At 36.4% G+C, this 13,861-nt stretch carries 14 protein-coding genes; 1 reads left to right on the plus strand and 13 read right to left on the minus strand.

The window, feature by feature from the left end:
* Positions 1-53 precede the first annotated feature (53 nt).
* From IGJ32_RS08795 to IGJ32_RS08815, 5 genes are all read right to left on the minus strand, one after another.
* Positions 54-944 (minus strand): phosphate ABC transporter substrate-binding protein, encoded by an 891-nt coding sequence (locus IGJ32_RS08795; protein ID WP_010737921.1) that lies wholly within the window; start codon positions 942-944, stop codon positions 54-56.
* 515 nt (positions 945-1,459) lie between these two features.
* Positions 1,460-1,672: a hypothetical protein gene (locus IGJ32_RS08800; protein ID WP_126343546.1), complete on the minus strand. Its 213-nt coding sequence runs from the start codon at positions 1,670-1,672 to the stop codon at positions 1,460-1,462.
* 280 nt (positions 1,673-1,952) lie between these two features.
* Entirely contained in the window at positions 1,953-2,165 is a 213-nt protein-coding gene (locus IGJ32_RS08805) for a hypothetical protein (RefSeq protein WP_014834536.1), read from the minus strand.
* A gap of 146 nt (positions 2,166-2,311) precedes the next feature.
* Positions 2,312-2,551, minus strand: a complete 240-nt coding sequence (locus IGJ32_RS08810; protein ID WP_063627364.1) for a hypothetical protein — start codon at positions 2,549-2,551, stop codon at positions 2,312-2,314.
* A 203-nt stretch (positions 2,552-2,754) separates the two neighbouring features.
* Positions 2,755-3,231: a hypothetical protein gene (locus IGJ32_RS08815; RefSeq protein WP_010718484.1), complete on the minus strand. Its 477-nt coding sequence runs from the start codon at positions 3,229-3,231 to the stop codon at positions 2,755-2,757.
* Positions 3,232-3,437: 206 nt separating this feature from the next.
* Here IGJ32_RS08815 and IGJ32_RS08820 point away from each other — a divergent pair, with 206 nt between their 5' ends.
* Positions 3,438-3,782: a hypothetical protein gene (locus tag IGJ32_RS08820; protein WP_014834534.1), complete on the plus strand. Its 345-nt coding sequence runs from the start codon at positions 3,438-3,440 to the stop codon at positions 3,780-3,782.
* Positions 3,783-3,932: 150 nt separating this feature from the next.
* On the opposite strand, the gene IGJ32_RS08825 is transcribed toward IGJ32_RS08820, so the two are convergent.
* From IGJ32_RS08825 to IGJ32_RS08860, 8 genes are all read right to left on the minus strand, one after another.
* Positions 3,933-4,511 (minus strand): prevent-host-death protein, encoded by a 579-nt coding sequence (locus tag IGJ32_RS08825; RefSeq protein ID WP_081127999.1) that lies wholly within the window; start codon positions 4,509-4,511, stop codon positions 3,933-3,935.
* Between the two features lie 59 nt (positions 4,512-4,570).
* Entirely contained in the window at positions 4,571-5,863 is a 1,293-nt protein-coding gene (locus tag IGJ32_RS08830; protein ID WP_128427349.1) for a helix-turn-helix domain-containing protein, read from the minus strand.
* A 457-nt stretch (positions 5,864-6,320) separates the two neighbouring features.
* Entirely contained in the window at positions 6,321-8,558 is a 2,238-nt protein-coding gene (copB, locus tag IGJ32_RS08835; protein WP_373169221.1) for a copper/silver-translocating P-type ATPase CopB, read from the minus strand.
* Between the two features lie 28 nt (positions 8,559-8,586).
* Positions 8,587-10,770 (minus strand): copper-translocating P-type ATPase CopA, encoded by a 2,184-nt coding sequence (gene copA, locus IGJ32_RS08840; protein ID WP_342081826.1) that lies wholly within the window; start codon positions 10,768-10,770, stop codon positions 8,587-8,589.
* A complete protein-coding gene (gene copZ, locus IGJ32_RS08845; protein ID WP_010718490.1) occupies positions 10,770-10,979 on the minus strand; it encodes a copper chaperone CopZ in 210 nt (69 codons plus the stop codon). Before copZ ends, copA begins: the two co-directional genes overlap by 1 nt.
* Positions 10,980-10,995: 16 nt before the next feature.
* The gene (locus IGJ32_RS08850) at positions 10,996-11,433 is read right to left on the minus strand and encodes a CopY/TcrY family copper transport repressor (protein ID WP_010718491.1); all 438 of its coding nucleotides are present in this window, start codon (positions 11,431-11,433) and stop codon (positions 10,996-10,998) included.
* A gap of 73 nt (positions 11,434-11,506) precedes the next feature.
* On the minus strand, positions 11,507-12,046 hold the full coding sequence (locus IGJ32_RS08855) for a topology modulation protein (RefSeq protein ID WP_342081827.1): 540 nt from the start codon (positions 12,044-12,046) through the stop codon (positions 11,507-11,509).
* Between the two features lie 94 nt (positions 12,047-12,140).
* Positions 12,141-13,601 carry an APC family permease gene (locus IGJ32_RS08860; protein WP_010718493.1) on the minus strand — a complete coding sequence of 487 codons (1,461 nt, stop codon included), beginning with the start codon at positions 13,599-13,601 and terminating at the stop codon, positions 12,141-12,143.
* Between the last annotated feature and the right edge of the window lie 260 nt (positions 13,602-13,861).

Consider the following 13,861-nt stretch of genomic DNA (forward strand, 5'->3'; position numbering starts at 1 on the left):
CATGCCTGTTAAAGGCACACTTTTAGGGGTAGCAGATTTGAATACATGATTGCTTATTTTAAGTTTCCTTCAGCATCACGTTCTACTTTCATCGCAGTAATTGGTAAGTAACCGAGTTCTTTCACCGGTCCTTGTTGGATTTCGTCTGTCATCATATAATCTAAAAATTTTTGAACTTCTGGGGAAGGCTCACCTTTTGTATACATGTGTTCATAAGACCAAATTTTCCAACTGTTGTCAGCAACATTTTCTTCTTTTGGTTCTACACCATCAATACTTAAAGCCTGTGTTTTATCATCCAAATAAGAAAAAGCAAGGTAGCTGATTGCGCCAGGAGTTTGGCTAACAATTTGTCGAACAGTTCCTGATGAATCCTGTTCTTGTGATTGTACTGGAGTAGCACCATCTAATCCCCACTTTTCAAAAGTAGCTCGTGTACCACTACCATTTGCCCGATTGATGACATTGATTTTTTCATCTTTCCCACCTAGTTCTTGCCAATTGGTAATTTTTCCAGTGAATATATCAATTAATTCCTGTTTTGTAATATTTTTGACGTTCGTGTCTTTATTGACGATTGGCGCCATACCTACCACCGCAACTTTATGATCCTTTATTTTACTTGCATCTACGCCTTCTTTTTCCTCAGCAAAGACATCGGAGTTTCCGATCGTCACTGCCCCAGACTCGACCTGACTTAACCCAGTACCACTTCCGCCACCTTGGACAGAGATTTGATAGTTGGGATTTTTTTGGACAAAACTTTCTTGTGCTGCATCGACTAGAGGTTGGAGCGCAGTAGATCCGACAGCCACGATTTTGACTTGATCGCCAGAAGTTGCAGAATTATTTTGTGCTGCGGAGCCATCCGTGCTACCAGAACCGGAACCACAGCCAGCTAACATAAGACCTAAAACACCTAAAGAAAATAATACTTTTTTCATTGATATACCCCTTTCTTATTTACAAGTAAATTGTAACAATCCACTGTAAATCCTGCATATTGAAGGTGTAAATATCCAGTTAATTTATGTAAAGTTATCGTAAATCGAAGCCAAATAAAAAGGCTTCGTACTTTTTGATGTTGGTGAAATTCACCGACAAATTTTTTATGATGTAAAAATAGAGAGAAGAGCCCCCCTGAAATCCTTTAAACCATGATCCGTCACGTAAAACTATTTTAACCAAAAAAAAACACAGAAAGAAGTTTTCTTCTTTCTGTCCAAATGATTCTAGACTTTCTCTTTACCAACGTCATTTGACAAAAAGCCCAAAAATAAAGGTTAATTTATATCAAAACTAACCTTGAATCCTTTTCTTTCTTCTCTATCTACGATATACTATAATTAAATAAAGGAGCTATGCGCTAACATAGCCCTTAATGTCTAGTCCGTTCAAAGCGGATGGCATTTTTTAACAAGTTTAGAGCCTGTCTACTCTGCCAAAAGTTGAGACGGCTCTATTTTTTTTGTTCTTTTTTGAACTTTAACCATGCTAAAATCGAATCACTAGCTTTCGCTATTGCAGTAATTATTACTGCTGCTGTTCCGATAATAGCAATGATTTGATCCAATGAGAACAAATCAGGCATTTCCTTTCTAAAGAGTACGTCCAACAAGCTAATAAGCCCATAGGCATCACGCCCCCTCAATTGGATTTGCCAAACCGCCACAAACTTTCTACAATCATCATTTGACAAAAAGCCCTATTCAAGTAATAGAATAGCAATTGGGATTAATGATTCTACTATGATTGAAGAAGTAGCAATATGCTATATTTAATGTCATGCAGAACAACACTTCGCAAACAAAGTTACTTTTCAAATTTAGATAAATGGGTTATAATAAAAATGAAAGGGCATGCTGTAACATGCCCAGTGTAGTCCGTTCAAAGCGGATGGCATATATACAAAGCTTTAGAGCCTGTCTACTTCGCCAAAAGTTGAGACGGCTCTATTTTTTTTGTTCTTTTTTGAACTTTAACCAAGCTAAAATCGAATCGCTAGCTTTCGCTACGGCAGTAATTACTACTGCTGCTGCTCCGATAATAGCAATGATTTGATCCAATGAGAACAAATCAGGCATTTCCTTTCTAAAGAGTACGTCCGATAAGCTAATAAGCCCATAGGCACCACGCTCCTTCAATTGGATTTGCCAAACCGCCACAAACTTTCTACAATAATATTATATCATAGAATGAAGATCTTTAGCTTGCCTAAAAAGGCTATTTGAATTTTTTAAATAGGTTGATTATTATACGAAAAGAGATATTTCCTTTGCGGAATATGTAATACATTCAGTTATTTATTCTTTTATATTTCGATTTGATTTTCTTCATTATATTCTTCTTCAGGCAACATTGCTTCATTCATATCTTCATCCATTGATTGCGTATCTAACTTCTTACTTAGTGAATACTCCATTTCTATGTTTATTCTAGTTTGTTCTACCACTTTTTCTTTGAGTTCTTCCTTTTGTGGGAAACGAAGCTGTTTTTTCGCTATTTCTAACTTCTCTTCTATTTCCTTAAGTTGTTCTTGCTTTCCTGCCATCCTTTCAGGTATTTTTGTTCAGTGCTTTTAAAACGTCGAATCATGCCAATGCCTATTTTGGGATCAAGTAGTGTGATATAAAAAAGGTTTCCTCTTTCTGGCCAAATGATTCTAAGATTCTCTTCTTCAACATCATTTGACAAAGAGCAAAAAAACACTGTTCGCTACTATCATTTGCTCACAATGTTTACTTTTTATTGAACCTATTTATTAACTTCGCCGGACAGTTTTTCTTCTATTCTTAATTTTGCTATAGAATAAAAAATGACTGCTAATAAAAACGAAAGAATCGCTAGATAAAAACTTGGTTTAATGGTCAAAAAGTACATCGAAGTTTCCCCTGTATCTTTCAATCCGCTTTCACTTAAGCCATTCGGTCCAACAATGATTCGTGGCAGAATAGAAAAAAAGGAAGTAAAAACCAACATACAAGAAAAATGAATCAAATGCCAATTATAACTATTCATAAATTTATTTGTCAAAATCAAGCTCATACTCACTAAAAAATAGAATAGTGTTAAAATCGGAAAATTTTTCGATACTACAATCCCAGTACCATGAATTAGCCCCAAAATTTCTGCTCCCTGAACAACGGCATTCACCCAAGTAAACGGCAACAGCAGAATTGGAAAAAACCAAAAAAATAAATACAATTGTTCAAGTTTTATTTTCTTTTTCATCACTTTACTCCTACGCGATTTTTTCTTTCACCTACTATAAGCGTTTTCTCTAAAAAAATTAGGGGGAAAATCTTTTTTTTTAGAGATAAGGCTATGAGAGTTTATTCATTTAATCTACAAATTTCAAAAAAGTGTTTGATTATTAGCTGGTTGATTTTAGAATGAAAGTAGAAGAAATCGGATTCACCTGATTGGGGGAACACACCATGAAAAATCATGGAAAAAAATTAATTTTGCTCTTACTTTTCATTCCGTATGTGTACTTCTCTTTACTACTAGATTATCGGTATCATTCTGTTTTTGGCTTGATTTTTTTGATTTTTCTGTCTTTTTACGCTGGCTTTAGCTTCCAGAAAAAGCAACAGTTACTCTTTCTCTTCTTTATTAATATTAGTTCAACATTCATTTCTTATTTGATTTGTCACTATTACTCTGATTGGCATTTCTTTTACCAGCCATTCAAACCAACCCAACTGATTTTACTGCTTTCGGTTTTGTATTTGATCCCTCAAATTCTTGGGGCTTTTTGGGCAAGAATTTTCACTCGTTAAATCAGTGAATCGAAAAAATATGACTAGCAAAGGATCGGTAACCACCCAATTTTTATAGAAAATCAGCTATGATTTCTCATTGATCCTTGTAAAAAAGTCTGAAAAATCATAGCACCGAAAGAAGCAAAAAATAAAAATTTACGCTATTCATTAAAGTTCATGCAGATAAATTTTTTTTATAATAATTTTATCAAATAATTGTGATTGACTGTCTTGTTCACCAATAATCTCAGCAATTACTGTACGACTGTTTGGTTTTCTACGTAACTGATAATTGATCTTTCCAGTTGCGGTCAATTCGTTTAACATATCGACCACTCCTCCAAAGCCCGTCTTTTTCGTAATGAAACCTAGTGTAACCATTCGTTCATCTAAATTTTTAGCAGAAATCGTTATACCAGTAATCAAATAACGTTTCAGTGTTTGTACCAACTCATCTAGACCATCAGAAGTCGAAACGACAGCAGCTGTTTGGTCAGTGTAGTTTCCAAGTAGTTCATTACTTTCTATAGGTGCCTGTACTTCTTCATTTGCCTTCTGACGTAAATCTGCTAATTCTTGTAACAGTGTTTCATATTGCTCTTGTGTCAACATCACTCCTGCAACTTTTTCACGATTAAATATATATACACCGGTTTCAGCTTTTCTTGCCTGATCAAATACATCCATCGGTGATCGTTTTACTTCAGTGATTGAAGATGTAGGAACTTCTAATTTCTTTAAATCCAAAAGACATCCTCCTTTACTCATCTTCTTTATTATAACACACCCTTTTCATATGATAAAAATCAATTTTTCGTATCAATCCAATAATCAATATCTGATAGTAGACGATCTACCCCAAAAGAAGGTTGGTAGAAATAAGTCTTTTGATGTTTACTATTATTTAATGGAAAAAAATGGTCCGTAATAATCAATTGTGCATAACTTGGAGGGATTGATCGAGTACAAACATGTATGGAGGTCCGTTTTCGATGTCGCAAGGTCTTATCCAGAACAGAAGCTAGGCGGCGCGCTTCCTCATGATCGTAACGAAAAAAAAAGACGATTTTTACTTCTGGTGGATAGATTTCCAGGTATCCTCTTTCTTGCAAAACTTTAAGTAAAAGTAGGCCCCATTCATACGATGGATATGTAAGTGCTTGTTGTAAAGCCATCCGGTATTGATAAAGTTTTTCATTAACATTCGGCACCAAACGCAAGCTTTCCTGATACTCATGAAATTCCTCTTTGACTACTCTTTCGTGTAGTCCAATTGAGTAACGGAGCCACTCTTGATAGATAACTCGCGTAATCGTTGTTTTATTCGTACTTTCAAATTCACTAGCCAACCAAAACAACGAATCCAATTTCTCTGTTAAGGTCATTAATTTTCGGTAGATTTTCGTTTCTTCAATTTTTTTCCAGTATTTTTCGATAATGATGTTGCAACTTAAACGAACGATACAGCGGTAATTTTTTTCGCGGACAGATAAACGTTGTTCGTGTCGGAATAACAACTCTGGAAAAAGTTCAAAAAAAAGCGTGCGATGTTCGTCTAATATTTTGATTTCGGCATTTTGGTCACGTGTCTCCAACAAATGGATAAATAATTCGGAAAAAGACTGTTCTGTATCCCCAATAAAAAAGAGGGGAAAATCTTTAAGAAAACAGAAAAAAAGATAGCGTATCTTTCTTTCAGAACCATAAAGTTGTTGTTTTCGATAAGAAAAAGACAAATGATATTCACCCAGCCATTTTCTTAGACGCTCTTGTGAGGAGCGATCATACTCTTGTTGATACTCCGTGTTCAAAATCAAATCCTTCAATAAGCAAAAGGACGAAGAGTGGATCAGAAAATCAAATAACAAATAGGGCTCACTGTAGCCTTTATTATAAATCAGCTTTACGCTTTTTTTATGTTGAATCAGTTGGATCGGAAAATCTCCTTCTTCTAATCTTTTTAAATATCGATCGATCGTTTTTACATCAACTAATAGTTTTTCTGCTAGATCCGTTTTTTTCCACGATAAATCTTTCATTTGATGGATCAATATAAATAGATTTTGTACATTTTTTGACAATAATCTTTGCCACTTCATTGGCGTTCCCTCACTTATTTTTTACTGTGTGTTTCAGGAGTACGATCAACTATAGATTAATACATCTCCCTATATATAAATTACGAAAAAAAACATTTTTTCTTCTTTAATTCAAACGAAATTCATTAAATTCTAATTTAACAGATCGAAAAAGTTAACTACTGCTATTTTTTTCTTACCGTCACACATTGAACTGTGCAAAATTTCGTACAATGGGAACAACTATGGTTACTGATTATTTCTTGAATACCTCTCTCAACCTCTCTCCTGCCATTTTTTCTTTTCATTTTGTCTACATAAATAAAAAAGACAATCTTTAACGACCTTTGCTAAATTTGATTCGCTGAAAAATAGCTGCTTACCAGTTTTCATTTGAATAAATTTGCTTGTGTTTGTCCTTAAAGATTGTCTTTTTTCTATTCTTACACTCACTCGTTAATCAAGTAACGTTAACAACTTATTTTAAAGTTAGGGCGTTGAGCGCAACGACCACTGTACTTAGTGACATCAAGACTGCTCCCACTGCTGGGCTTAAAATAAGTCCGATCGGTGCTAAGATTCCTGCTGCTAAAGGAATAGCAATAATATTATAACCAGCGCCCCACCAAAGATTTTGGATCATTTTTCTTCTCGTTTCTTTTGCTAATTCTAAGAAATGCAAGATATCTTTGGGGTCACTGTTCGTTAAGACAACATCTGCAGAATCAATCGCAATATCAGTTCCTGCTCCGATTGCCATACCTATCGTCGCCCGTGCTAAGCTTGGCGCATCATTGATGCCGTCACCAACCATGATCACTTTTTTTCCTTGATCAAGATATCTTTGAACGATCGCCTCTTTGTCATCTGGCAGTAGACCGCCGTAATATTCATTGATTCCAAGATATTCCGCTACTGCTTGGGCTGCTTTGGGGTTATCCCCAGTCAACATGACTGGGATAATATTTTTTTCTTTGATCGCTTGGATAAACTCTTTTGCTTCTGGTTTAATGACATCTCCTAGAGCAATCACAGCCACTAATTTATCTGAAACTACTAAAAAGCTGACAGTGTTTCCTTGAGCTTCATAGTTTTTTAATCGTTCAGGGTCGATTTTTAGTCCTAAACGTTTTGCTTCTTTTTCATTAATAATTTTAACATCTTTGTCTTCCACAGTTGCTTCTAAACCAACACCTGCTAAATTTTTTTGTTCCTGTGCTTGATAAGGAGTAATCTTTTTTTCTTTTAAATAATTCATTATCCCAATCGCTAAAGGATGATTTGCATGTGCTTCTAAAGCACCAATATATTTCAAGATTTCTTCTTCTTGATAAGCTTCATCTAAAATCTCAATACCAGTTACAGTAAATTTTCCTTGGGTCAACGTGCCTGTTTTATCTAACATGATCACATCTAGATCATTGGCTTGTTCCATCGCATTCCGATTTTTCAAAAGCAACCCATTTTTAGCTGCGATCGAAGTCGAACGAGCAACGACTAATGGAATCGCAAGTCCCAGTGCATGCGGACAAGCAATGATGAACACGGTGACCATTCGTTCTAGTGCATCTGGTAGATTTGCTAGGAAGAGCCAAGCAATAAAGGCGATGATCCCAACTACTAAAGCCACATAAAATAACCATTTTGCTACTTTATCTGATAGAAACTCTAATTTAGATTTTTCTCCTTGGGCTTTTCGTACCATCTCCATTACTTTTGCAAGGTAACCATTTTCGCCAGTACCTGTTACAGTAATTTCAATTGTTCCGTCGCCATTAATTGATCCACCAATGACCGAATCGCCCACTTGCTTTTTAACCCCTTTGGATTCACCCGTAACAGCAGATTCATCAACAATGGTATGTCCTTTGTCGATCGTCCCATCCGTTGGCATCTTGTCTCCAGCACGAACAATTAGACGATCACCTTCATGGACTTCTTTTAAAGAGACGGTTTCTTCAGTCCCGTCTTTTTTCAATCGTTTTACCGATTCAGGTAATAATTCTGCTAATTTTTGTAAAGCATCGCTGGCATTAGAGACTGCATTCATTTCGATCCAATGTCCCAATAACATGATTACGATTAACGTTGCTAATTCCCAGAAAAAATCCATGACATGTGTATGGGGGTTGATGAGGTTGGCTATAAAAGAATACACACTATAAACATATGCGACGGTAATCCCCATAGCAATCAGTGTCATCATTGCTGGACTTTTTTGTTTCAATTCCATTTTGGCTCCGCTTAAGAATGGTTGTCCGCCATAAATAAATAAAATCGTTGCCAGAACCAACACCACCCAATTAGAACTAGGAAACGTTACTTGAAAAGGAAAGGACATCCCCATCATCGGTGAAAAAAGAATAATCGGAATCGCTAAAATCAGAGAAAGCCAAAATTTTTGCTTAAAGTTCCCCATGTGCATAGAATGATCCATTCCACCCATATTTTCATGACCCATGTGGCTATGATTCATTCCACTCATATCTTCATGATCCATATGGCTATGATCCATTCCGCTCATGTGTCCATGGTCCATCTGTTGGTGCCGTTCCATGTGTCCATGCGTATGGTGTTGATCCATATTTTCCATTTTTCCATGTTCCTGTAAATTATTCTTGGTATTCGTTTGTTCTACAGTTATTTTTTCCTCAGGATTCTTTCCAATAGCGCCCTTTTTATTTGTTTCATTCTCAGGATCTATTCCATTATTCATCTTTTTCCTTCCTTTCCTCTGAAACGATTTATTTGATCGTTTTTCGATTTAAGCTTAAAGAATTCAATAATACACTGATTGAACTAAAGGCCATTGCGCCACCAGCAATGATTGGGTTTAAAAAACCAAAGGCAGCAAAAGGAATCCCGATCGTATTATAAATGAATGCCCAAAACAAATTTTGTTTGATTTTTTTTAATGTGGCAGCTGATAAAGAAATCATTTGATTGATAGAAGCTAAATGACTATTCATTAATGTCACATCGGCTGTTTCCATCGCAATATCGGTTCCACTTCCCATTGCAATTCCAACATCTGCTAAAGCTAGCGCTGGGGCATCATTGATTCCATCACCGACCATGCCAACTTTCTTTCCAGCTTTCTGTAGTTTTTCTACATAGTTGGCTTTTTCTTCAGGTAAAACTTCTGCAAAGATATGGTCAGAATCGATTCCTACTTGTTTGCCGATTGCTTGAGCGGCTCGTTGATTATCTCCCGTAACCATAAACACATCTACACCTTTTTGTTGTAGTTGCTCGATTGCTTGTTTTGCATCTTCTTTGATTTGATCAGCAACGGCAATCATTCCAAGAACCTGTTCTTCGTTGGCTAAAAACATCACTGTTTTCCCTGCCTGTTCTAATTCTAACGCCTGTTCTTGAAATTCATCAAATGAAAGGTTCATTTCAGCTAGTCTCTTTCTAGTCCCAGCAAAATAATGAACACCGTTGATCGTTCCACTGATTCCTGCACCAGGATGAGCAACAAAATCAGTGATTGGCTGAGTTTTTGCACCGACTTTTGCACCATAAGCAACAATAGCTTTTCCTAAAGGATGTTCAGAAGCATGTTCAAGGGAATAGAAAAGGGAAATGATCTCTTTGGGACCGATGACATCTGTTACTTCTGGTCGGCCTTGTGTAATCGTTCCAGTTTTATCCAAAATAATACTATTTAGATGAGCGGCTCCTTCTAACGCTTCGCCACCTTTGATCAATATCCCATTATGAGCACCGACTCCTGTTCCTACCATGATGGCAGTTGGTGTTGCTAAACCAAGCGCACAGGGGCAAGCAATGACCAAAACGGACACACTATGAAGTAATGCTAACTGCCAATCCTTTGTGAGCCATCCTGTAACTAATAGTGTCACCAATGCTAAAAACAAAACGATCGGTACGAAAATTCCTGAAATCTTGTCAGCAATTTGTTGGATCGGTGCTTTACTTCCTTGAGCATCTTCCACCATTTGGATGATTTGTGCCAACACCGTATCTTTTCCTATCTGAGAAACTTGTATTTGGATCAATCCATTGGTATTGATCGTTCCACCAAAAACCATATCTTTTTCTTTTTTCTCAACAGGTACACTTTCTCCTGTCAACATGCTTTCATCCAATGCACTAGCACCAGCAATGATCCGTCCATCTGTAGGTACTTGTTCACCAGGACGAATCACTAAGATGTCATCGATCATGACCTCATCAATTGCAATCGTCTCTTCTTTGCCATCTCTTAAAACTTGTGCTGTTTTTGTCTGAAGGGACATCAACTGTTTGATGGCATCGCCTGTTTTACTTTTTGCTGTATGTTCTAAATACTTTCCAAGTAAAATCAAGGTAATGATCATACTGCTACTTTCAAAATAAAGATCATGGGAATGGCTAGGGAAAAAACCATTATAAATGCTTAATGCGAAGGCTGCAGATGTTCCAATCGCAACTAAGACATCCATATTCGGCGCCTTAGTTTTTAATGCATGATAGGCTCCTTTATAAAAGCGCCAACCTACATAAAATTGCACAGGCAAAGCAAAGAGCAACTGCACAAGAGGCAGATGGAAGAACGACACAATTGGTCCATGACTTCCAAGCATCATGGCAATCATTGCTAACATCAAGGGTAAAGTCAAGATCGCACTAAAGATAAGATCAAACTTCATTTTTCTTAAATAGGTTTGTTTCTCCTCAGCAATTTTTTGTTTATGCGCTTCGTCATATAAAATTGCCCCATAGCCGATATTTTCGACACTTTTGATCAATCTTTCTGTAGTAGTGTCGGTATATTTCACACTTGCCTTTTCAGTGGCTAAATTGACAGTAGCAGACATGACACCAGGTTGTTCATTTAGTTCTTTTTCGATTCGAGCAGAACAATTCGCACATGTCATTCCAGTAATGACAAATGTGTCCATTTTGGTATTCGTTGCCATCAAATCACCTCTGCTTGATAGCCTAATTCATTGATTGCTTGACAAATCTCTGTCGCTTGAACATTTGCTTCATCAAATTTCACAACGGCTTTTTCTTTTTTCAGCTGAACTTTTACTTTTTTGACACCACTGATTCTTCCGACCGCTTCTTCAATCCGAGCCACACAATGGTTGCAACTCATCCCTTTAACTGAAAATTCTTGTTTCATTCTTGTTTCCTCCTTATTACTGTTTCTTACATTCACATTGGCCAGGTATACAATTACATTCAATCGTTTCGACTGGCTCTTTTTTATTGAGTTGTTTCATGATCTGCTGAATATCTTCTTGGGTCAATGTCGCTTCTTCAACCAAATCAGCAATCGTCGCACCGACTCTTTTTGCACAAATATGTGAAAAGAGATTTTCAGTAGCACTTCGAACGGTTTCCATCTCGGAAACAGCTGGATGATAAATAAATTTCTTTCCCTCTTGTTCAGTCCAAAGCGCTTCTTTTTTCACCAAACGCCCTAGAAGGGTTTTAACAGTTGCTACTTTCCAATCCATCGAATCAGCTAATATCTGAGTGATTTGTTGGGCATTTGCTTGACCTAAAGTCCAGATAACTCGCATGACTTCCCATTCAGAATCACTGATTTTAATTAATACTCTCTTTTCTTCCATTAGTTTTTCACCTCCATCGATTACATTTGTAAACTTAACTTCGATAATAGATTACAACTGTAATCGAAAATTGTCAAACAATGGGCTTATTTTTTTTCAACTGGTCAATATACTTTTGTCGATCACGTTTATTATCTAAAATGAGTAACTTATTTTTTACTTGCAATGTATCGATCAGTTGGAAGATTCGAGGTTCATTCTTTCGCTTAAAACGCCAAACAAAACACAAAAAATCCAAGTATTCTTTATCCAACTTTTCAGTAAAGTCATTAGGCATGTCAGGTCTGGTCGCACGATCTCGCTTTCTTTTTAAAGTTCGTTTGATGACACGAGCCATTGCAAGATACGTTGGCACTCGTAATAAGATGATTTGATCTGCTTCTTGCAGTCTCTTCCTAGCAGTAGCAAGATAGTTTCCTTCGATGATCCAGTTCTCATGTTTAGCCATAAAGTTTTCTTGCTCTAGTTGAAACCAAACTTGTGCCTTTTCACTATAATCTGTACCATGCCATAAAAAATCTAAGGGTAAAAGAGGAATCTTTGCCGTTTCTTGAATAGTTCTTGCCAGTGTCGATTTTCCAGAGCCACTTTGTCCTAAAATTACTATCTTCATCTTATTCCTACTCCACTCAAAACTTTTTCTTTTTTTATTTATGATAACATGAGGCACAAAAAAAGAGAGAAACGATCGTTTCTCTCTCAACTCATTATGTTTCAATCAATGTTTCTTTTACATTTTTATTTTTATCACGACGGGCAATCGCTGGTAAGATCATTCCCAACATGATCAAAATAATTGGTGTAACGACATTTGAGATCAACTGGAACCACCAAGCTTTAGGATCAGCCGCATACTCGACTTTGGGAACCATTCCCAGAATACAAGCAAAAGCGGTAAAGGCAAAACACCAAGCACCGAAAATAAAACCAACCTTTGGATTCTTCACGAATTTATACTCAGAAGTAAATTTCTTGTAAGCTTTATTCAACATCATATACGCTAAGAATACCCATAAATAACGCATAGGCATTACTACTGAATTTAGATTAGTCAACCATTTCACTAATTCGTTCATGTCTTTGATTCCAAAAATGGGTAGTAAAATGATGATGCTAACTAAAATCCCAGTCAATAAATAGCCATTGACGAGTGTTCCTTTATTGCTTCGTTTACGTAACCATGAAGGAACAAATTCTGGATCTGCATCTGCTAATAAAATTTTCAGTGGTGCATCGATTGAGAAGGCTAATGCGGAAATTTGACCAACCATATTTGTCAAAGCATAGATGATCATCAACGAATTACCAATGCCATAATAGTTGCCTAGGATTTGGAAAGCACTGTACGCACCATTTGCCATTAAGTCTTTCGGAATATTGTCACTCGCAAATAACATTCCCATTGCTACAGAACCTAAAACCGCACAAACACCAACCATCGCAGCCAAGAAAATCATTCCTTTTGGAAATTCTTTGGCTGGATTTCTTGTGGAATTAACATAAGGAGAGATTTTTTCTGCCCCACCTACTGCAAATACAAGCATCGAAACGGTCGTAAAATAGCTAAAGTCAAATGTCGGGATGTATGTTTTGACCTGATTCATTCCTGTAGTAGCAAATTCCATATCAGTAGTAATAAATGGAGCTGTTACTGCCATCAAAATAAATAAAAGTGACATGACAAACATCGCAGTTCCTGCTAATCCACCAATGACCTTCAATGTGGATAATCCTTTTGTAGAAAGATACAAGAAGGCTAAGAAAATTACTAAGGAAATCACTGCTACCATTTGAACAGTCATTGTGTTAACAATATTTCCATTTCCTTGAACTGCCCATCCAGCAGCAATCAAAATTGCCTGAGGTTTTTGTGCAAGATAAGGAATGTGGACGACCCAATAAGTCCATGCAGCATAGTATGCCAACCGTTTATTTGATGTCGTATTTTCGACCCAAGAGCTGACGCCACCTTTACTGTCTTTAAATGCGGAACCAAGTTGCCCTACGATCAAGGCATAAGGGATAAAATAAATAGCAAGAATCAATAGCCAAGAAGTAACAACTGAAATTCCTTGTTGCGCATAGTTGTTTACTACATTCCCCATGCCCCAAACCATGTTGAAAGCAATGAGTGCTACGGTAAACCAACGTAGTTGTTTATCGTTCATCTGTTTTCTCCTTTTAAATTTTTTTAAATAAAATATTTATCTATTCATAATCATAAACAAATTCTTATCTATTTACAATAGTTCGTTATTTTATGTGTGTATATTTTTAATTTTCCCACACTGTTTTTCCATCTTTTTATCATTTAACACAAGATAACACCTTGTATAAATTAGTTAATCCCTTTCAAACTGAAGGATGTAAAAGAATTTTCAAAAAATTAGATCAAACAGTTATTTTAATATGCTTACTTTCTAATCAA

This window comes from Enterococcus sp. DIV1639a, assembly GCF_050530445.1.
Lineage (GTDB): Bacteria > Bacillota > Bacilli > Lactobacillales > Enterococcaceae > Enterococcus_B > Enterococcus_B hirae.